Origin of the sequence: Oscillatoria sp. CS-180, from assembly GCF_028330965.1 — a bacterium.
Taxonomy (GTDB): domain Bacteria; phylum Cyanobacteriota; class Cyanobacteriia; order Phormidesmidales; family Phormidesmidaceae; genus Halomicronema.
The window spans coordinates 94,978-112,673 of sequence record NZ_JAQMUB010000101.1 but is presented as its reverse complement, the minus strand read 5'-3'; the positions used below and the strand labels follow the sequence as shown (position 1 = coordinate 112,673).

The following is a 17,696-nucleotide window of genomic DNA, read 5'->3' as shown; positions in this document are numbered from 1 at the left end:
GAAGATTTGCGTCGAGTGCCGTCAAATCATTGATTTCGTCTACTGCACAGGTTGACAGCATTACTCTTTTTAGAACAAAATGAAGTTTCGTCTATAAATACGCTCGGACCAGGTTTTATAGCGGTCGTTAACTCTACCAGGACAAGACGATCAGTCCTCTGGCTAAAGCTATACTCAAAGCAGCGTTGCTGTGCCTGTACGGCGATCGCGAGGAAAGTAAATGACTTACGCAATTATCGAAGCTAGTGGAAAGCAGTTTCGAGTCGAGACTGGGCGATTTTATGACTTAGATCGTCTCCCAGTTGAAGAAGATAGCTCGGTGACTATCGACAAAGTTTTATTTGTCTCTCACGATGGCGAGTCCATGGTGGGTCAGCCTTTAGTCGAGGGAGCAACGGTTTCGGGCACCGTAATGCGTCATCTGAGAGGGCGCAAAATCATCGTTTATAAGATGAAGCCCAAGAAAAAAACCCGTAAGAAGCGGGGACATCGCCAAGAGCTAACACGCTTAATGATTGATGCTATTAGCGTCAACGGTGAAGTCTTGATGGGTGAGGCTAGCGATACGTCTTCGTCTTCTCAGGAAGCAACCGTTCCAGCAACAGCATCAGAGCAAGGCGCTGCCCCTGCTGATCAGACAGAAGAGACTAGCAGTGAAGTCACTTCCGAAGAAGAATAGACCGAACGTATCTGACAATTTCAGTAACAGGAGAACAGTATGGCTCACAAGAAAGGAACTGGTAGTACCCGAAACGGTCGCGACTCTAATGCTAAAAGATTAGGCGTTAAGCGTTACGGTGGCCAGGCAGTAACGGCTGGCAGCATTCTCGTTCGCCAGCGAGGAACCAAGTTCCATCCCGGCAATAACGTTGGTCGCGGTGGTGACGACACTCTGTTTGCAATGGTTGATGGTATTGTTACTTTCGAACGCAAAGGTAAAAGTCGTAAAAAGGTGAGCGTCTATCCCGTTCAGGCTTAGAGGCGTTTAGTTGAATAGCGTACCAATTCATCGAACCAAAAGAGGATGCTGACTAGTCAGCATCCTCTTTTGGTAATTCTTCAAAAATGGCAAGCAATCTAACCTGCGATCTCCATTACGCTGAATTTAGTCAAGATAGCCCATCAAAATAGAAGGGGTTGGATCAACGACGTCGTTCGATGCAATAGGACGATTACCCGGTAGGAAGTTGAGATCAGAAATAGGAAGGGTGCTGACTGCTACGGGACGATGTCCAGGTAGCAAATCAGTGGTCGCAACCTCAAACCCATTCGCCATGATGGGGCGATCGCCGGCCATATCCAAGCTACCGACAACCGTAAACTCGCTTAGAGCAATGGGGCGGTGGTTGGGCAGATACTCAGTTGGCGCAATACGAGTAGAATCGTCTAAAACGAATACAACTTCGCCGTTGTCCTTCTCATCTGCTTTAACAATGCTGTTCTTAGACTGAGTTGTCTTACTCGTCGTCGTTTTCTTGGTTGTTGACCCACTGCTGGACTTAGCGGTGGGTTGCTCGTTTGTTGCTTCGTTCTGAGTAGCCATGCGTCAACCTCTTCCTGCTTTGGCATCTAAACATCTTTAAGAGCAGCTAGCTCGGAACAGTAATCATGTTCCCCTAACAGCTAGTCTTAATCATCGGAGCTTGCTCAACTGTGCCTCAGAACTCCGGGCACTCAACCCAAATCGCTAAGAGATCTTTGGCAATCGTTAAGTAAACATTATAGGTAAGAATGAACACATTTGGGTTTGTGAAAGGTTATGGGTTCGATAATCCGAGATAAGCGATCGCCCGTTAAGCACTGATTCCACCTAACAGTGAGCATTTCCTTCGATATCGATCCAATTGTGTAGATCAGGAAAACCTCACCCAGTTTCGTCTTTGATACGCTAATCTAGAGATCAAACAAGGGGCCGTAACGGTTTCGACGTTTTGACGAAAGTCACTTTGTGATGCAGACCGAGAGGGAGTCTACTCTCGTAAATCCAGGCTCAAAACAAACGTAACTGCGAACAACATCGTTCCTTTTGCTCGTAAAGCTGCACCTGTTGCTGCTTAATCAAAACACTTGACGAGCGTCTGTGATTTGACTCCGTTAAGGATCATGGACAAACCCCAACGGATGCTCCTGAAGAATCTCTCTGGTGGTTCTTCAGGCTAAGACTCTACTAGAGAATCCCATCGCTAGGGATAATTAGCGATTCCCGCCTAGAGGGTGAGATAGGCTAAGTCTGTGAATGAATGGAGTGTTACTACTCGAAACGGACACGGGTTCGACTCCCGTCGGCTCCATTTTTATGAACTTTATTGTTCTTTATTGAAAATTACTTCATCTAGAGTTTGTTGGGCGAACTCTAGATTTTGGGCATGTTTATACTGAGATACACAGCGCTGTCGTTCATGGTCGATGCGGCAGTGATAAGGCCATTATCTCTACTGTAAAAATTGAGGTTTTCTATTTGTCATGAATCCTCGACATGACTCTCTAAAATTTCCGTTTTGGGCTTACCTAAAACAACCTGTTTTTAGCTCTCATTACAAAACCAGGCTTAATCCTTGGACATTTCAGCACTACCACCGTCTAGCACATTTAGAAAGATGTTGGACGAAGACTTATAAACCTGGTGAGCACTCTAATCCTTAATACCTGTTACAACTTCTATGCCAGCTTAAAGCTGGCTTTTTTGTTATCTTTCTAGTTTTCAATACTGTGGGCGCAGCACAAATCAAGCTCAAAAGCTCTTAAGATTATCTTTATACCTATAGAGAAACCTAATTCTAGATAAAGATTTGGGCAACCTTTGCTCAAGTTTAAGGCATCTATAATCTCTCTGATAGAAATCAGAAATTTCTATGAAAATTTCTCAAAAAGTTTCCTATGCCTTAGGAACAAAAGCACGAACAATCAGAACTAAGCTGGGTTTACCCATTAATCAAAAGCTGATTCGATTTTGCGGAATTCAGCGATCGGGTAATCATGCTGTTATTAACTGGATGATTGCCCAAGAGCATCGTAAAACGTGCTTTATCAACGGCGCTTTTCCAGGTACAAATCCATGGCATCAAAACTGGGGGATTGCTTATCCAAACTTTCCTTATTGGCCTAAGGAAAGAGATATCAAAGGTGCACTTGTCAGCAAGGAATTATTCATTTTTTCTTATGAGAATCAGCCCCTTTCTGATATCGAAGCGGATAAAAGCGCACTGGCTGACTACATCGGAAACAGCCGTGAAGACTACACCGTTGTGATTCTGCGGGACCCCTACAATACCTTCGCTAGCTGGATGAAGCGACATACCCCTGTCACACCAAGCGTTATCGAACTTTGGAAGCGCTACGCCTACGAGTTTGTCGGAAAAAGCAACTTGATCAACTCACCTAAGATCCTCGTTAGTTTCAATCAATGGTTTTCTGACCAGACTTATCGTCAAAACCTAGCTCACCAACTGGGACTCGAATTCACAGACCACGGTCTTCGTGAAGTCAGTCACCACGGTGGTGGAAGTTCTTTTGATGGCCAGGGGTTGCGCGGTCAGGCAACCCACATGAATGTGCTGACCCGCTTTCACCACTACGTGAGTAATCCTCAGTTTCAGGCAATATTTGAGGCTGATGCTGAGCTTAAGCAACTTTCTGATCAGATCTTTGGTGAACTGCCCAATGTAGAACAGACGTGAAAGCAGACAAGATTTGGGCGGTAGTGAGATAGAAAACTTTTGCTTTCGCTGAATGACATCCGTAATGATGGGTGTATGAATACTCGACTCACTCCCATCATTCAATGGTTTACGCAGCAAGGCTGGCATCCTCTCAGCTTTCAACAGCAGACATGGGAAGCTTATCTCTCGGGTCTCAGTGGTCTCATTCAGGTACCGACAGGCTCTGGTAAAACCTATGCTGCAGTCATGGGTCCCCTGGCAGAAATAGTAGAGACTCCTGGCGCAGGACTCCAGCTCCTTTACATCACGCCCTTACGAGCCTTGTCACGAGATATTGAGCAGTCGATTTGTCGTCCTATTCAGGACATGGATTGGGGCATTCGAGTGGAATCACGAACTGGTGATACCCGGTCATCCCAAAAAACTCGACAGCTAAAAAAAATGCCGGATGTGTTGATCACAACACCTGAGTCGTTATCGGTCTTGCTGTCTTACAAAGAGGGGAAAAAACGATTTCAGGCTTTGCGCTGTGTGGTGTTAGATGAATGGCATGAGCTGATGAGCTCTAAACGAGGCACCCAAGCAGAATTGTGTTTGTCACAATTGCGCCAATTCGCTCCTAACCTCCGCACTTGGGCTGTATCCGCGACGCTTGGCAACTTAGCTGAAGCCGCTCACACAGCCGTTGGCCTAGAGACAAAGCCCGTTATCGTACGGTCTAACCTGAAGCGCGAGACTGTGATTCAAAGCATCTTACCTGAGTCGGTAGATAGCTTTCCTTGGGCGGGCCATTTAGGACTACGGATGTTTGAAGAGTTGGTCAAAGCCCTGGATATTGACAAATCAACGCTGATCTTTACGAACACTCGCAATCAGGCAGAGCGATGGTTTCAAGCATTGCAGTTTGCTGTGCCAGAGCATGAGCATCAGATTGCTTTACATCATGGCTCAATTGATGTGAAGGAACGAGAAGCGATCGAGGCGGGTGTCAAGTCGGGGGACATCAAATGGGTTGTGTGTACCTCCTCTTTGGATTTAGGCGTTGATTTCCAACCTGTTGAGCGGGTTGTCCAAATTGGAAGTGCCAAGAATATTGCTCGATTGCTGCAGCGAGCTGGGCGATCAGCTCACGTTCCAGAGGGAACTTCAGAGGTTTTTTTCTTACCCACAAACGCACTAGAGTTACTGGAAATTTCTGCTTTCCGGCGGGGGTTAGAGGCAGGGGCGATCGAGACTCGACATCCCCGTAGCAAACCCTATGATGTCCTCGTGCAGCATTTAGTCACGATCGCTTGTGGGGACGGCTTTGATCCTCAAATCACCCTTGCAGCTGTCCGACAGACCGTAAGCTATCAACAACTGACGGACGAAGAATTTGGCTGGATCTTAGAATTTGTCGAAAAAGGTGGCAAATGTCTGGGCGCTTATCCTCGCTATCAAAAGCTGATATTTGAAGAAGGACAGTACCGCGTTTCAGATAGCAAGATCACGCGCATGCACCGTATGAGCATTGGCACGATTACAGGCAACCAGGCTGTCAAAATCGTCTACACCAATCGCCGTGAAATTGGAACGGTTGAGGAAAATTTTGTCTCTCGCCTCAAACCGGGAGACGTGTTTTTCTTCGCCGGGCGCCAGCTTGAATTTTTTCAAATGAAGGACATGGTGGTGTATGTCAAAAATACACGTCGCCAGTCCACGGTCACCCCCACTTGGGGAGGCGGACAGCTTGCTATTTCTGACACTCTCAGTACTCACCTTAGGCAAGAGGTTGAGCTGATTCGACAACCTGAGCATTGGAATCGTGAAGTCCAGTGCATTGCTCCCATCTTAGAAGCACAAGACCGTCTTTCTTATATTCCAACAGCGGATGAGCTGCTAGTGGAATGTTGTAAAACTCGCGAGGGTCAGCATTTTTATGTATTTCCCTTCGAGGGGCGTTTTGTCCATGAAGGGTTGGGTTTCTTATGGGGGTATCGTTTTGCCCGGCAGCAAAACACGACCTTTACAATTTCGGTAAATGACTATGGCTTCGAAATTCTCGCTCCTAAGGGTTATCCTTTTGAGGAACTTTTTGCCGATGAATTTTTCAGCTTAGAGAATTTAGAAGCAGATATTAAAGCCAGTCTCAACATATCAGAACTGACTCAGCGTAAATTTCGCGGGGTTGCTCAAGTAGCAGGATTAGTCTTCAAGGGGTATCCAGGATCTCGCAAAACATCCTCACAGTTACAGGTTAGTTCTTCACTGCTTTACGAAGTTTTTAGCAAGTATGAACCAGACAATTTATTGCTCAAGCAGGCTGAGCGAGAAGTTCTGCAAGAGCAACTGGAATCCCACCGTTTAGCTCAAACGTTAGAACGGTTGGGACAGCTGCAGGTGATATGGAAAGCAACGTCTCGTCCCTCTCCGATCGCATTCCCTCTTCTGGTTGAACGGCTAGGAACACGGATGTCTAACGAAAGCCTTATGGAACGGATTGAGCGCCTCAAGCGGCAGTGGGAGAAGAAGTAAGCCAACGAGGTATGTGCTAGCCCGACGCATTAATTAGGGACCGTTTCAGCCTATTCTGACTCTGAAGCCGGAGCGGGTTCTGAAACCGGAGCGGGGGCTGGAGCCGGAGCCGGAGCCGGAGCGGGTTCGGGGGCAGGGGCTGCTGGAGCAGGCGGCTCTTCAGCTACCGGTGCTGGAGTTGGCTCTGGAATAGGAGCCGGTTCGGAAACGGGTTCAGGTTCAGGCGCTGGGGAGGGTTCAGGTTCAGCAATGGGAGCAGGAGCTGGAGCCGCTTCCCGAGAACGCTGCACAGGTTCTGCGGAGTTCTCTGGAGCTGCCTCTGGAGCACTGCTGGCCGCTTCGACCGAACCACCGCTATCAGCAGAGCCGTCAGACTCTGCCTCCACACCTCTATCTTGACTGCTAGACGCCCTAGCTGCCGTTACTTTGCCAGGCTTGACTGGCTGGGCCTCAATGCTACCTTTGCGGCCTGCGAGTTGAGGTAAAGGCGGAAAATCTTCTTCAGGAATCTCGTCCGTCAATTTGGCAACAAAATCTCCCCAAGTAGCAGCTGCGGAACTACTCGCTCCCCAGGTGCGACTGTTGTCGTCATTGCCTAACCAGACACCAACCACAAGCTGTGGAATGTAGCCAACAAACCAAAGATCGCGATCGTTTTCAGAGGTGCCTGTTTTGCCTGCAACAGGCCGACCAACATAGGCCCTACGCCCTGTACCGCCTTCGACAACGCCTCTCAACATCCAAGTCATGATGGCAGCAGTCGTTTCGTCTACGGCTTGGGTTGGAGAGTTGTCGATTTCATAAATAACGTTGCCGGAGCTATCTAGAACACGACGAATGCCATGAACCGGATGATGCCGACCCTGTCTAGCCAGCGTGCCATAGGCACTGGTTAGCTCTAACAAAGTCACTTCCGATGCCCCCAGTGCCAAGGAGTAAGTGGGTAACAGCTCAGATTCAATGCCCATACGCTGAGCCATGGCAATCACAGGCTCAAAGCCAACATCTATCAAAACCTTGACAGCGACAATATTGACGGAGGACGTCAGCGCTTGACGCATGGAAACATCACCGCTGTAGGTTTCGCCGTAGTTCTTAGGTTCATATCCATCCACAACAAATTTGGCATCGGTATAGCTCTTGTAAGGAGAGAAGCCCGCTGCGATCGCAGTCGTGTAGACGAACGTCTTGAATGTTGAACCAGGCTGTCGCAGAGCTTGCGTCGCTCGGTTAAATTGACTGTCGTTAAAGTCGGTGCCCCCAATAATGGCCTTAATTTCACCATTGCGAGGATCGACCGCTACCAATGAAGCTTGACTAAATCTCTGGCGGCTGCCAACCGTTGCCACCGTTTCATTGATCGTTTCTTGAGCTTTGCGCTGCCAATCAGTATTCAGCGTTGTCTCAACCACTAAGCCACCGGATTCGATGACCTCAGGCTCCAAAATTTCGCTGAGCTGCTTTTGAATGTAAATCGTGAAATAGGGAAAGTTACTGTAGAGAAACTTGGGCTCATTGGGAGTAGTTGCAATTTCTGCCGACAGAGCCGTATTCGCCTCAGACTGGCTAATCTTGCCATTCTCTAACATGCGGCGAACCACAGTATCACGCTGCACCCTGGCGGCTTGAGGATCGACCAGAGGCGAATAAACGCTCGGCGCTGGAGCCATACCGGCAATGAGCGCTGCTTCAGATACGGTGAGATCGTCAACGGGTTTACCGAAATACACCCAGGCAGCATCGGCAACGCCATAAGCGCCTGCTCCCAAATACACCAAGTTGAGGTAGCGCTCAATAATTTCGGCTTTATTGTATTCCTCTTCAATTTTGAGGGCTAGCAAAGCTTCACGAGCTTTCCGCTGAAAACTCCGTTCCTGGTCGAGAAATGCAATTCTGGCGAGCTGTTGGGTAATGGTGCTAGCGCCTTCCACCACATCTCGCTGGCGGATGTTGGACAGCATGGCCCGAGCAATACCTTGCACATCTAAACCGCTGTGATCATAAAATCTTCGGTCTTCTGATGCAATGAAGGCCTCGACTAGCGTGTCTGGAATTTCTTCATACGTCAGCTTTTGCCGCGTTGCAGGACCGATTTTTTGCAACACCGCATTGTCAGCCGACCGAATTGTAATGGTGCCCTGACGTTCAAAGGTTTTCAGACTTGAAACAGGGGGTAGCTCAGCTTCAGTCGAATGCCAGACACGATAGCCCTTGCTGATACCCGCTGAACTCAACGCCCCAGCAGCTAATACAACCCAAAACAGAGGGCGATAGTATAAGGGTCGGCGGGGAGGAAGTTGACGACGAGTTGGCGATGAATGGTCCGATTCGGGCGAGTAGACTGCTCCGGCGGGTGTTGTGGAAGAGCCAGCCGCTAAATGGCTAGGTACTTGTAGCCGTCTTCGCTTTTTTCTTGAGTCGGTGAATAAATTCTTAAACCGTCTCACAAATGTATTAGCCACAACCGATACCTACTCCTCTTTGTTTTAGCTCGGTCAACGTTTTCACCACTTCAGCTAACTCTATACCAGAGACTAGGGTGATAGAAAGCTGTTTGCTGGACTTTTAATTGCAGACCTGTTTGATTCGTAGTGCTCACCTGATGTCTTCAAACGAGGGCAGACTGTCCCAATGCCAGTGCCGTCACTAACATGCCAAAAACCAGAAAAGGCTGAGCACTTGCCTGATATTTGACATCGTTTTCTAAAGGATTTCGCAGAAAATACATGTCCTGAAAGGTAATTTGCGGAATAATCAGCAAAACCAACAGCACCGCATAGAGGTTCTGATGGATCGCCATCAAGTAAGCCGCCACTCCGCCTTGAAAAACATCAATCATCAAGACGCAGATCCACGCAGCGGTTGTCACACCAAACATGACAGGTAATGACTTCAATCCTAATTGTCGATCGCCTTCCACGCTCTTGAAATCATTGACAATGGCGATGCCCAAACCTGCCAAGCTGTAGAACAGCGTCAATAACACGATGGTCAGGTTTAAATCACCAAACAGGGCGTGACCTGCCCACCAAGGCAAGGCAATGTAGCTAGCACCCAACGCATAGTTCCCCAACCAGCCGTTCTGCTTTAGCTTGAGGGGAGGAGCCGAGTAGATGTAGGACAGGAATGAGCCGCCAATGGCGATCGCAGTAATCGTCGGAAAATTATGCCCTGCCCATTGGTCTAACGCATAGGCAACGGCAACGCCAGACAACAAAAGAACCCCGATCTGGGTGACCACTTGAGGAATGGAAATGGCGCCCGAAGGAATGGGCCGATAGGGTTCGTTGATAGCGTCGATTTCGCGATCATAAAAATCGTTGAGGGTTTGAGTATAGCCTGTCAACAGAGGCCCGGACAGGAGCATGCAAGCCGCTGAGAGCAGCACATACTCTACGCTCCAGACGAAGTTGCCTGAGGAAGCCGCACCACAAACCACACCCCAGATGAGTGGAATCCAGGTGATCGGCTTCATGAGCTGGAGGCGAATTTTCCAAATAGACGTTTCGCCTGCCTCAGCCCCCTTCATCCCTAAAAGTTGACGAGTCTTACCACCTTTGGCAGCCTCAGAACCTTTATTAGGGGTCTCTGATACTGGATCAGCCATAACGTCTCCGATAATTAACCTAGTGACTTAAAGCATGAAAGCCGCTTCATTATGAAAGCTTCATTCCTGACAAGATGTCAGCCTGATAACGTTTTGAGTCAAAGCAGCTAGAAAGACAAGATGAGATAGTCATCTTGAAATTTAGCTCCCTGCACGGAACGATTTTTGAGGGCACTGGGCAGAAAAAGGTTGCGCCTCTGGTCTCCAGCCGTCACGGTCACTTCAGGACCATATTGTGTGAGGTTAACATCGGCTTTGGTGAAACCGGGTAGGAAGAGCTTAACTTGTTTCTCCAACTCGTTCACCACAACCGGAGCAGGTGCATTCTGCGTTGCTGCCGTTAGGGAAGGAACAGCATCTACCAGCGGTGTCCAATCGTCGCCACTTAGAGCAGGCATGGGGCTTAAGGGGAGAGGGCTAAAAGTCTGCTCCGACCAGTCGGCAGACGAAGGGCCGTAGGCGATCGCTCCTCCTACTGTTAGGCCAATCTGCTGAGAGCTGCCCCATAGATAGCGAGTCGTTTCAGCATCGGCAGGCCCATCAGTCGTCACCAGAAAACCCAGCAGATGATCGGCAGATTGCACAACCATTCGTCCAGCATCTAAGAAGCTTCTAGCCTGCTGGACGGGCTGATTAATCGATTCCTGACTCCCACTGATATTCAAGACTGCTCCGGCAACGGGTTGAATAAAGGGAGACAGTGTCCTTGCCAGTTCTGACTCTGCCAAAACCTTCTGAAAACGACGGACATACCAATCCATCTGCTCAGGTAAGCCCCACATTCGCAGGATTGCCTTGCCAGACAATCCGTCAAAGACGATACAGTCATACGCTTGGGAATCATAGAGCGTTCTAATGGCATCTAGGGTCAGAGCATCATCCATGCCGGGCAGAAGCACGAGTTCTTGGCCAAAGACCTGCTTCAATAAAGGATCTCTGAGATATTGCGCTTCCAGAGCTTTGACAATATCCCAACTCTTTTCCAGCAGAACGGCGGACTGCAGTTGCAGCACCGAAAGATTCGTTCCAACTGACTGTACTTCCGTTGACAATGAGTTGTTCCACAGCCTGTTAGGCAATGGTCCACTATCTTGAGTTACCCAAAGAACACGGGTTCCCTGCTGGGCAAGCTGACGGGCAAACGCGACAGATGCAACCGCGCAGGCGCTACGCGATTGCCCAAGAAAAGTCAAAATTTGAGGCACCAGTTTTCTCTCTATCTACCTACTGTGGAGACAGTTCGTCTTCAAAGAACCAGGTGGTGTAGTCATCATCGTCAAACGTAACAACAACGCCTACCCCACTTCCATCCACCATTTTAAATTGACGGACTACGCCCGATTTGCCCAGTCGCGAAACAAGATCCTTGGAAACGCGATCGCGTAAACGGCAAACTTTTACTTTCTGTCCGATTTCTAAGGCCATGCCCAACCTAACCACCTGAAATTTTGAACTGCTCAACAAAGAGTTATAGCCATCGTCAATTCCATTAGGGCAAGACGGCGAGCCACCTAACCACTACACTAAGCACCCGGATGCGACTGGGTGCACTAGCCTAGACGACTAAAGCTATAAATCCAAACCAATCCACAGTTTATCAGCGTCTTGCGCCATCCTGGTCTATGGTGAATAGCGAAAATGCAGATACTCGTCGTGGATCAACTGAAGGTGAGACGTTATGTTGGCGAAGCGAATTCTTCCCTGTCTGGATGTCAATGCAGGGCGCGTTGTCAAAGGGGTTAATTTTGTCGATTTGCGAGATGCTGGCGATCCGGTTGAACTAGCCCAGGCTTATAACGAAGCCGGTGCTGATGAGCTGGTCTTTCTAGACATCACGGCAACTCATGAAGACCGGAACATTCTCTTCGACGTGGTATATCGTACAGCTGACCAAGTTTTTATCCCCTTGACGGTAGGGGGCGGAATTCATTCCTTAGAGCAAATTAAACAGTTGTTAAGAGCTGGGGCCGACAAAGTGAGCATTAACTCAGCCGCAGTGCGACAGCCGGATTTGATTGATCGAGCTAGCGATCGCTTTGGCAATCAGTGCATCGTGGTCGCGATCGATGCTCGCAAGCGTCAGGATGCTGATTCTGTTGGGTGGGATGTGTATGTTCGAGGGGGTCGTCAAAACACAGGACTAGACGCCATAGACTGGGCTGTCGAGATGGCTCGCCGGGGAGCAGGAGAGCTGCTGATTACCAGCATGGATGCAGATGGAACTCAGGCTGGCTATGACTTGGAGTTGACCCGAGCGATCGCGGATCGGGTTTCAGTACCTGTTATCGCATCCGGCGGGGCGGGAAACTGTCAGCACATTTACGAAGCCCTGACGACAGGAGGCGCCGAAGCAGCTCTATTAGCCTCACTTTTGCACTATGGACAGCTAACCGTCGCCGAAGTCAAAACCTATTTAGCCGGACACAACATTCCTACTCGTCCTGCCTCTGAAACATAACGAAAGTATTAAAACTCTGTTACAGTACGTTACACTAAGGTTAACCTTATCTAGAAGTGACAGGCTTATTTATGTTGCTCTTGATAGTAATTGTTGTTGTCGCCTTGGTTGTTTGGGCTTTGCGCCTGATGGACCAGGCTGTCAAGAGCCAGGAATTTTCTTTTATGCTGGCTGGCTTTCTAGTCGCTTCTTCGGCTGTAGCGATGATGGCGGTCTACTTTTTGATGAACCATTACGTGGTTTACATGGACAGAGCAGTCAGTGTGGCGCAATCAGACCCGTATCGCTTCAACAGCGAAGATGTCTATGCCTATGTGCAAACCTTGCCAGAACCACAACAAGCGTTTGATAACTAAGGTTTTGTCTGCTTAGGCTTTACGATTTTATCCGGATCGTTATAGCATCGATGGCTATTGCTTTGATGAAATATTCGGGATTAAACCATAGTGGCCTATTTGGAGCTTGGACCGGACTTTCCTAGGGAAATCCGGTCCAAAAAGCTTTCTAGCCCCAGAAATCATGTCAGACGACTATACGTGAAATTTACAAAGCAAGGAAACTTACTCGCTTGCTAACACAACGTTAAAAGGTTAGGTCGTACTCATCCGGTGATAGATAAATCTGTAGCCCTCTTGTTCCGGAACTGGTGAAGGCTCTATGGCCCTACGTTGCAGGATAAGGACTGGGTTGAGTTTAAGTTTCTGCTTTAGAAACCCTTCAGACCTAAATTAGTAGGCTAACGTTTCCAAGGTTTCTCGCAGATAAAGACGGACTTGTGTATCCAGGGATAGAGTATCAGAGGAGCATTTCTTTTGCTGTTGCCAGCTCTCGAAACCTGAACTGTTGGCGATCGCTTCCCTGAGATTGGCCCAAATTTCGTTGTCTTCAGAGGCATCGCGTACTGGTATTGAAGTAAGTCTAGCCATATACGCTTCCATAAGTGAAAGAACAGAAGAATTTCTGAGAAACCATTGATATCAATGTTTACACAGTTAAACTTCTCAAAACAGTTCAAGGATAGCTCAGACACTTGTAACCCTGCTGTGCAAACAGCCACACTTTCGCTTGGTTTAGCGCTATCATTCAAGAATTTGCCAAGGTTTCTTTCTATTCAACTCATTGGCTTTCTACGCATGGTCGCACGAGTTTTCGCAAGTCTCCTGTGAGGTTGTGTCGGTTACTGAGGTTATTGCGTCTGTTCCTAAGGATGCAGGGGACTGCACCACAGATATACTTTCGGATTTTGAAGAACCTGCTTCTCCCCTTGCGACTGACTTAGTATCAGACAATTCGTGTTGCTGAGGAACTGCTTCGGCATGGTCAGGGGGGACTGGCATGGTAGCATCAGTGCTCTGATCCAACCCGTTTTGATGTAACTTTTCAGCCTCTGATGGTGTATCCGTCTCTGCGTCGTTTACGTGAGATGAAGTGCTCAGGGAATGTAGGCTTGGTAAGGAACGAGCGACTGCAACAGGGTCAGCACTGGGTTTCGCTACGGCTTGCTCAGAGGCTGCTAAAGGAGATTGAGTAAGGACAGCATCTGACGAGTGAGCTGGTATAGCTTCTGATCCGGTCGATGAAATACTTGGTCCGTCCTCGGCTCTCTTTGCAGCTGTTGCGGAAGGGCCTTCTGCTGCTACTGAAGTTATGGGCATCTCCTCTACCAAGTCTGTTAGAACCACCGCGTCTGGAGCTAACGAGGCCGCTTGGGAGACCTCATCAATAGCGGGCATCACATCATCGGCAACAGAGACATTCCAGTCAGGAAGGAGACGACCGACCCGTAGCCCTACGACCGTAAACCCGTTGAGAATGGCCGCAGCATCATATGGTGTAGTCGTTTCAATTGTCTCTGGAGCAGTCAGCAGCAGCGGAACCACGGTTGCTGGAACTTGGACAAACAAGTTGGCCAAGAAAAAGGCAACTGCGCAGATCAGCCATCCCGTCGTTCTGGATTGCTCAGCAAAGGGCGTCATGCTAGCGGCAATGGGCGCTAAGCGATAGAGCCAGAAAAGAATATAAAAAAGGGCGATCGCACTCAAGACAACCCACAGGCGCGTCACCCAAGTGCGCTGCAAAGACAGCAAACGACGACGGTCTTCGCCCAGCTTATCGGGACGCACTGCCAATCCTGGCACGCTGAAGACATAAAAAGGTCGCTGGAGCTGCATCCAGAGAATAGGGACGGTACCAAGCCATCCCAGCGTCGTTAGCTCCAGCCAAGGCGGGACCACCGGATCCCCCACCGCTAAACCTGCCAAACAGATGTCTAACCAGATAGGAACAGTCGCTAAACCAGCTAGATGTATCCATAGGTAAGGATCGCGGCGGGGAAGTTTCATGGTTTTAATTAAACAGGCGACAGCTTACGGCGTTGGGTAACCAGCTTGAAGGCTCGAATAATATCGCCTTCTTTCCAACCGTTGAAGTTGTCTACACCGATACCACATTCGAAGCCCGATGCCACCTCTTTGACATCGTCCTTCATGCGCTTAAGAGAATCTAAGTTGCCTTCATAAACAACTTCGCTGCCACGATTGACCCGAATACGGCAGTTACGAGTAACCTTACCCGACAGCACATAGCAACCCGCCACAGAGCCTCTTCGGACAGGGAAAACTGCTCGGACTTCGACTTCGCCAAGAGGCTCTTCGACTAGTTCGGGTTCCAGCAAACCTTCCATCGCCCCTTGAATGTCGTCTAACAGGTTATAGATGATGTCGTAGTCACGAACATCAACACCCTGACGATCAGCCGCCTGACGAGCACCTGGGGCCAGCGTGGTATTGAAACCAATGAGGACCGCCCCACTAGCAGCCGCCAAATCGACGTCAGTTTCGCTGATCTCTCCGGGAGCACCCAAAAGAACCCGAATTTGCACCTCATTTTGAGGCAGCTGTTGCAGTGCCGCCAAGATGGCCTCGACAGATCCCTGCACATCGGCCTTTAGGATAATGTTCAGCTCTTTGAGGTCACCCTCTTGCGCTTGAGCTGACAAGCTGCTCAGTGTCACTCGCCGAGAAGCCATAGCCTGCTGCAGACGAGAACGGCGCTGTTCATCAGAACGAGAATCGGCAATGCTACGGGCTGCACGCTCGTCCGCAAAGACTTCAAACTCATCTCCAGCAGCCGGAACATCATTGAGACCCAGCACCTCAACGGCAAAGGAAGGCGTTGCCTCGTTTACCCGATCGCCGCGATCGTCGATCATAGCCCGCACCTTACCAAAGACAGAACCTGCCACAATGCTGTCGCCGACTCGCAAGGTGCCGTTTTGAACCAGCAGCGAAGCCACTGGACCCCGAGATTTATCAAGGTTGGCCTCAATCACTGTGCCTCGGGCTAGACGGTCAGGGTTGGCGTTCAAGTCTTCAACTTCAGACACCAGCAGCAGCATCTCAAGCAGCGTATCGAGATTGTCGCCGTTGATGGCGCTAACCGGAACCATGATGGTTTCACCACCCCATTCCTCCGGAACTAGACCATGTTCCATCAGCTCTTGCTTGACGCGGTCAGGCTGGGCTGTTTCCTTATCAATTTTGTTCACCGCAACGACGATGGGCACTTCAGCCGCCTTAGCATGACTGATGGCCTCAATGGTTTGAGGTCGGACGCCATCATCGGCAGCGACTACGAGAATCGCAATGTCAGTTACCCTGGCACCCCTCGCGCGCATGGCCGTAAAGGCTTCGTGGCCCGGCGTATCAAGGAAGACAATTTGCTGGTTCTGGCCATCATGCTCAACATCAACGTGATACGCACCAATATGCTGCGTAATCCCTCCAGCTTCCCCTTGAGCAACTTTGGTTTTCCGAATCGAATCCAGCAGCGTGGTCTTACCGTGGTCAACGTGACCCATGATGGTCACAACAGGTGGACGCTGAGACAGATTTTCTAAGTCAGCTACGTCCAACATCTCAGTGACTTTCTTCGCCTCAGATTCCTCTTCGGCAGTTTCAACCAAAATTTCGAACTCTTCGGCCACCATCTTGGCAGTTTCTAGATCAAGCGTTTGGTTGATGTTGGTCGCAATTCCTTTGAAAAAGAGCAGCTTAATAATTTCAGTCTCAGGCACCATGATCAGGTTAGCCAGTTCATGCACTGATAAACCGCCCGTCAGGGTTATGATTTCAGGCCGCTCTTGCTCTTCTGGTTGATTGCGGCGATCGCGTCGCTGATTGCGACTGCTATCGCGCTGCTGTGGTTTCTGAGTCTTGGATGTACTCGGTGGCTTAGGACTCGCCTTAGACTTGGGTTTAGGGGGTCTAGCCAAAGACATACTGAGGGCAGCAGTGGCACTGCTGTCACTGCCATCTCCAGTGACTTCATCCAAATCCGCCAAGATATCTTCATCATCATCCTTCAGCAGATCATGACTGCGACGCTTGTTCTTGGATTTTGTTGTCTTCTGTTGCTCTTGCTCTTCCTCTTCACGCTCCTTATTTTTACGCTTCTGACGAGGAGGAGAGGGACGGCGTAGAATCGGCTCTTCAGTGACGCCGCCACTAGGAACAGCCGTCTCTTCGCTGTCTTGAGTATCATCACTTTCAACCGCATCAGAGCGTTTGGGGCGAGGGCGCCGCAACTCAGGCTTAGGCTTGAGCTGAGGAGTATTATCCTCATCTTCATCAATTTCTCGAATTTCAATACGAGGTTGACGAGGTGCGTCACTATCTCGTCTATCCGAATCGGCGCGATCGCGCTTTTTCAAGACAGGGCGCGTTGGCCTCTCTGGTTTAGATGGGCGAGCAGGCGGCTGAATCAGCTCCACACCCCCCTTATCTGAACTGTCTTCAACAACGGGACTGGTCGGTGAAGCAATCTCTGGGCTAGCGTCCGGCGACTGTAGCGCAGCAGACTCGGAAGGCTCAGGTGAGCCTGGTCGCTTCAGCTTCGGTTTCGGGAGTGGTGCCGAAGATCTGGACGCCTCAGGCCGACTCGGAGATGCTGCTAAGTCAGAAGGTGCTGGGGACTGTACATCAGCCGTGCTAGCAGTCTCCGACTTAGGAGGTATAGGCGCCTTCGCAGGCTTAGGACGATGCCTGCGGATTTCCAGAATCTGCTGCTTCTTAGCAGGACGAGGCGTTTCCTTGGCAGTGGCGTTTGGTTTGCGGGGGCGAGGCGGAGAAGGCTTAGATGGCTTATTCAACAATTTTCCAGACGTTTGTTTGACCTCGTTTCGAATTCGCAATGCGTCATCATCCGTAATTGTACTACTGTGGCTTTTCGCCGAAATCCCCAATCGTTCACAAACGGTCAGAATATCCTTATTTTCCAAACCGAGATCCTTCGATAATTCGTATATTCTGACTTTGCCGTTGTTCATCCAAATCTCCCTCGTCAATACTGCTATCTCATAAGACAAACCTGCTTTGCTAGACAAACCTACATTCACGTGTTGTAGCAGACTGCCACAATATCAAACCTTGAGCTATCAAAACCAGGCTTACAAGACCTA

Annotated in this window: 14 protein-coding genes and 1 other RNA gene; 7 read left to right on the top strand and 8 right to left on the bottom strand. The window is 49.4% G+C overall.

The window, feature by feature from the left end:
• Positions 1 to 220: 220 nt before the first annotated feature.
• Both rplU and rpmA read left to right on the top strand, forming a co-directional pair.
• A complete protein-coding gene (gene rplU, locus PN498_RS28020; protein ID WP_272066763.1) occupies positions 221 to 679 on the top strand; it encodes a 50S ribosomal protein L21 in 459 nt (152 codons plus the stop codon).
• A 39-nt stretch (positions 680 to 718) separates the two neighbouring features.
• Entirely contained in the window at positions 719 to 979 is a 261-nt protein-coding gene (rpmA, locus tag PN498_RS28015; RefSeq protein ID WP_272066762.1) for a 50S ribosomal protein L27, read from the top strand.
• A 126-nt stretch (positions 980 to 1,105) separates the two neighbouring features.
• On the opposite strand, the gene PN498_RS28010 is transcribed toward rpmA, so the two are convergent.
• Positions 1,106 to 1,543 (bottom strand): hypothetical protein, encoded by a 438-nt coding sequence (locus tag PN498_RS28010; protein WP_272066761.1) that lies wholly within the window; start codon positions 1,541 to 1,543, stop codon positions 1,106 to 1,108.
• Positions 1,544 to 1,908: 365 nt separating this feature from the next.
• Here PN498_RS28010 and ssrA point away from each other — a divergent pair.
• The 3 genes from ssrA to PN498_RS27995 all read left to right on the top strand — a co-directional run bounded on the left by ssrA (position 1,909) and on the right by PN498_RS27995 (position 6,173).
• Positions 1,909 to 2,294: a transfer-messenger RNA gene (gene ssrA, locus PN498_RS28005) on the top strand.
• A 558-nt stretch (positions 2,295 to 2,852) separates the two neighbouring features.
• Entirely contained in the window at positions 2,853 to 3,677 is an 825-nt protein-coding gene (locus PN498_RS28000; protein WP_272066760.1) for a hypothetical protein, read from the top strand.
• 75 nt (positions 3,678 to 3,752) lie between these two features.
• The gene (locus tag PN498_RS27995; RefSeq protein WP_272066759.1) at positions 3,753 to 6,173 is read left to right on the top strand and encodes a ligase-associated DNA damage response DEXH box helicase; all 2,421 of its coding nucleotides are present in this window, start codon (positions 3,753 to 3,755) and stop codon (positions 6,171 to 6,173) included.
• A gap of 50 nt (positions 6,174 to 6,223) precedes the next feature.
• On the opposite strand, the gene PN498_RS27990 is transcribed toward PN498_RS27995, so the two are convergent.
• The 4 genes from PN498_RS27990 to petP form a co-directional block, all read right to left on the bottom strand.
• Positions 6,224 to 8,635 carry a transglycosylase domain-containing protein gene (locus tag PN498_RS27990; RefSeq protein WP_272066758.1) on the bottom strand — a complete coding sequence of 804 codons (2,412 nt, stop codon included), beginning with the start codon at positions 8,633 to 8,635 and terminating at the stop codon, positions 6,224 to 6,226.
• 146 nt (positions 8,636 to 8,781) lie between these two features.
• Entirely contained in the window at positions 8,782 to 9,780 is a 999-nt protein-coding gene (gene chlG / locus PN498_RS27985; RefSeq protein ID WP_272066757.1) for a chlorophyll synthase ChlG, read from the bottom strand.
• Between the two features lie 107 nt (positions 9,781 to 9,887).
• On the bottom strand, positions 9,888 to 10,985 hold the full coding sequence (locus PN498_RS27980; RefSeq protein ID WP_272066756.1) for a Get3/ArsA fold putative tail anchor-mediating ATPase NosAFP: 1,098 nt from the start codon (positions 10,983 to 10,985) through the stop codon (positions 9,888 to 9,890).
• A gap of 19 nt (positions 10,986 to 11,004) precedes the next feature.
• Entirely contained in the window at positions 11,005 to 11,205 is a 201-nt protein-coding gene (gene petP, locus PN498_RS27975; protein ID WP_272066755.1) for a cytochrome b6f subunit PetP, read from the bottom strand.
• Positions 11,206 to 11,458: 253 nt separating this feature from the next.
• Here petP and hisF point away from each other — a divergent pair, with 253 nt between their 5' ends.
• Complete coding sequence (gene hisF / locus PN498_RS27970; RefSeq protein ID WP_272066754.1) at positions 11,459 to 12,238, top strand: imidazole glycerol phosphate synthase subunit HisF; 780 nt, start codon at positions 11,459 to 11,461, stop codon at positions 12,236 to 12,238.
• Positions 12,239 to 12,309: 71 nt separating this feature from the next.
• Positions 12,310 to 12,594: a hypothetical protein gene (locus tag PN498_RS27965; protein WP_272066807.1), complete on the top strand. Its 285-nt coding sequence runs from the start codon at positions 12,310 to 12,312 to the stop codon at positions 12,592 to 12,594.
• A gap of 372 nt (positions 12,595 to 12,966) precedes the next feature.
• On the opposite strand, the gene PN498_RS27960 is transcribed toward PN498_RS27965, so the two are convergent.
• The 3 genes from PN498_RS27960 to infB form a co-directional block, all read right to left on the bottom strand.
• A complete protein-coding gene (locus PN498_RS27960; protein ID WP_272066753.1) occupies positions 12,967 to 13,164 on the bottom strand; it encodes a hypothetical protein in 198 nt (65 codons plus the stop codon).
• A gap of 201 nt (positions 13,165 to 13,365) precedes the next feature.
• Positions 13,366 to 14,580 (bottom strand): low-complexity tail membrane protein, encoded by a 1,215-nt coding sequence (locus PN498_RS27955; protein ID WP_272066752.1) that lies wholly within the window; start codon positions 14,578 to 14,580, stop codon positions 13,366 to 13,368.
• 8 nt (positions 14,581 to 14,588) lie between these two features.
• On the bottom strand, positions 14,589 to 17,564 hold the full coding sequence (gene infB / locus PN498_RS27950; RefSeq protein ID WP_272066751.1) for a translation initiation factor IF-2: 2,976 nt from the start codon (positions 17,562 to 17,564) through the stop codon (positions 14,589 to 14,591).
• Positions 17,565 to 17,696: the final 132 nt, after the last annotated feature.

What these genes read in the sequence shown, in the direction of transcription:
- rplU (WP_272066763.1), top strand. Translation starts at nt 221, where the DNA reads ATGACTTACGCAATTATCGAAGCTAGTGGAAAGCAGTTTCGAGTCGAG.
- rpmA (WP_272066762.1), top strand. Translation starts at nt 719, where the DNA reads ATGGCTCACAAGAAAGGAACTGGTAGTACCCGAAACGGTCGCGACTCT.
- PN498_RS28010 (WP_272066761.1), bottom strand. Translation starts at nt 1,543, where the DNA reads ATGGCTACTCAGAACGAAGCAACAAACGAGCAACCCACCGCTAAGTCC.
- PN498_RS28000 (WP_272066760.1), top strand. Translation starts at nt 2,853, where the DNA reads ATGAAAATTTCTCAAAAAGTTTCCTATGCCTTAGGAACAAAAGCACGA.
- PN498_RS27995 (WP_272066759.1), top strand. Translation starts at nt 3,753, where the DNA reads ATGAATACTCGACTCACTCCCATCATTCAATGGTTTACGCAGCAAGGC.
- chlG (WP_272066757.1), bottom strand. Translation starts at nt 9,780, where the DNA reads ATGGCTGATCCAGTATCAGAGACCCCTAATAAAGGTTCTGAGGCTGCC.
- petP (WP_272066755.1), bottom strand. Translation starts at nt 11,205, where the DNA reads ATGGCCTTAGAAATCGGACAGAAAGTAAAAGTTTGCCGTTTACGCGAT.
- hisF (WP_272066754.1), top strand. Translation starts at nt 11,459, where the DNA reads ATGTTGGCGAAGCGAATTCTTCCCTGTCTGGATGTCAATGCAGGGCGC.
- PN498_RS27965 (WP_272066807.1), top strand. Translation starts at nt 12,310, where the DNA reads ATGTTGCTCTTGATAGTAATTGTTGTTGTCGCCTTGGTTGTTTGGGCT.
- PN498_RS27960 (WP_272066753.1), bottom strand. Translation starts at nt 13,164, where the DNA reads ATGGCTAGACTTACTTCAATACCAGTACGCGATGCCTCTGAAGACAAC.
- PN498_RS27955 (WP_272066752.1), bottom strand. Translation starts at nt 14,580, where the DNA reads ATGAAACTTCCCCGCCGCGATCCTTACCTATGGATACATCTAGCTGGT.
- infB (WP_272066751.1), bottom strand. Translation starts at nt 17,564, where the DNA reads ATGAACAACGGCAAAGTCAGAATATACGAATTATCGAAGGATCTCGGT.